Raw genomic sequence first — 2091 nt, 5'->3', positions numbered from 1 at the left:
TTTTTTGTTTTAAAACTAATTTTTTATTTTTTTTATTGAATTTTTTATATTATATATAATTTTATTTTTTGGAATTGTATCGTGTTTTTTAAATATTGGTTTTGAACGTTCCCATTCTTCTTCTTTTTCAAAACTTAATTCATATATACCATTTTTTAATAACATATTATTTAATTCGTCATCAAAATATCCTCGTGAAATTTGGTATGTCAATTTATTTTCTTTTTTAATAATTAAAATTTTTCCAATACTTTTTCCATTTTGTAAAATTAAAAACGAAAAATGTTTTTCTTTTATAGAATAAGGTTCAGATAATATTAAATCGCTAGTATTGTCTTTTTTTATTGTATCAAGATTTTCTTTAGTAAACAAATCTTTTGCATAATCTACCACTTTTTTTGGAACCGGATTACTTATAATATAAAATCCAGTTTCATTTAAATTTTTGTCAGATACAAATGTTTTATCATTTTTTATACTACTACAAGAACATAGAATTAAAATAGAAAACAAGAATATCCTTTTGAATGGACTTTTCATAATAAAACCCTCCTAACTAAATTTATTTAGTTTAATAAAGTGTATCAAAAAAATGGTTTAATGTCAACATAAAACGTTGTATATTTTAAAATTTTTTAAATTTATTTTCCTTTTGTACATTTGTAAAATTAAGTTAGGTATAAAAATTTTTTTAAATTATATTTTTTCATTTTATTACTTGCTCTTAAATGTATTTTTAGAAAAAGGAATATTTGCAATAAGTGTTAGACATAAAGTTTCTATCAAAGAGTATTTTAAACTATTACACAATACAAAATAATTAAATACAAACACCATTGAACTTGACGCTATTATAATTTTAATAGGATTTGTTATCAGCTTAAATTTTCTGATTAATAATAACATAACAATGATGTAAATTATACTTAATTTTGGTAGTATAAAGTTTTTTAAAAATTCTATATCCATAATTAATCATCACCCCAATCAGATTCTCTAAGCATAACAATATGTTTTTGCTTATTTTTTTCTAAAACGATTTCTTATTTGATTAAATTTGTCTCTTTTGCTAAGATTAAGCTTGAACTTGTAGCAAAAGTTGATGCAATTAACAATAGTGCTATGAATTTCTTTTTCATAGTAAACCTCCAAAAAATAAAATATTATAAGAAAAATTAGTTAATAAAATTTCTTACAATGGAATTGTAACATATAAAACGATATTAGTAAATATTTTTTTGATATTTGTATTATAAAAATATAATTTTTTCTAATAATACAAATAATCGATAAAAAGTATCAATTATTTCTATTAACTTGTTTACAGATATTTTTTGTATATATAAATTTTCTTTTTGATTTTGTTGAGTATTTTGTGTTTCGTGATTTTTACAACTTGAAATACAAAATAAAAATAAAAAGCAAACTAATATAGTATTAAAAGTTTTAATTATCTTCTTTATTCTTTTCATTTTTACTTGACTTTTCACATATATATCTAACAGCGAAAAACAGAACGGTAGAGTATATATAATATATAATTAATGATTTTAAAGTCATAAATTTACCAAAATAATTAATTGTAAAACAAAATATTGAAAAAATTAAGTATTTAATATAGATATTTTTAATATTATTTTTTTTTCTGATTATAAATGCTAGAAATAATGTTATACAGATAATACATATTCTTTTTAAAATTAAATAGTCCATATTAATTTACCCAAATAAGCATGAGCCTAAAGCTATAACAGCTTTAATTCCTAAATAATATATTGCTGAACCTGTAGCTAACATTCCTAACACTTCTTGAACAGAAAAGTCTATTCCCAAAAGTGCCATTTTTTTTAACATACAAGCTGTTACTTTTTTGTAATTTTCAGGGTGTTTTGCTATTTCTTTCCAATTTCCATAATTTTCTTCACCCCAATCGGATTCTCTTCTCAACACAATTACTGGTTCTTTGTTTTCTTTTTCTACAACAGTTTCTTCTTTGACTAGATTGACTTCGTTGGCTGAAGTTAAATTTGTACTTACAGCGATGCTAGATACAACTAATAATAGTGCTATGAATTTCTTTTTCATAGTAAA

The 2091-nt window shown here is 21.2% G+C and carries 3 protein-coding genes; all 3 read right to left on the bottom strand.

The window, feature by feature from the left end; translation table 11 throughout:
- Positions 1-15: 15 nt before the first annotated feature.
- Positions 16-540 (bottom strand): hypothetical protein, encoded by a 525-nt coding sequence (locus HMPREF3181_RS04780; RefSeq protein ID WP_068473780.1) that lies wholly within the window; start codon positions 538-540, stop codon positions 16-18.
- 174 nt (positions 541-714) lie between these two features.
- Positions 715-969, bottom strand: coding sequence for a hypothetical protein (locus HMPREF3181_RS07970; protein WP_156435993.1), 255 nt, complete (start codon positions 967-969; stop codon positions 715-717).
- Between the two features lie 750 nt (positions 970-1719).
- On the bottom strand, positions 1720-2091 hold a 372-nt coding region (locus HMPREF3181_RS04775; RefSeq protein WP_231723268.1), incomplete at its 5' end, for a hypothetical protein.

This window comes from Parvimonas sp. KA00067 (assembly GCF_001553085.1).
In the GTDB taxonomy this organism is placed as follows: domain Bacteria; phylum Bacillota; class Clostridia; order Tissierellales; family Peptoniphilaceae; genus Parvimonas; species Parvimonas parva.
The sequence above is the reverse complement of the archived record's forward strand: the minus strand, read 5'-3'. Positions and strand labels throughout refer to the sequence as shown.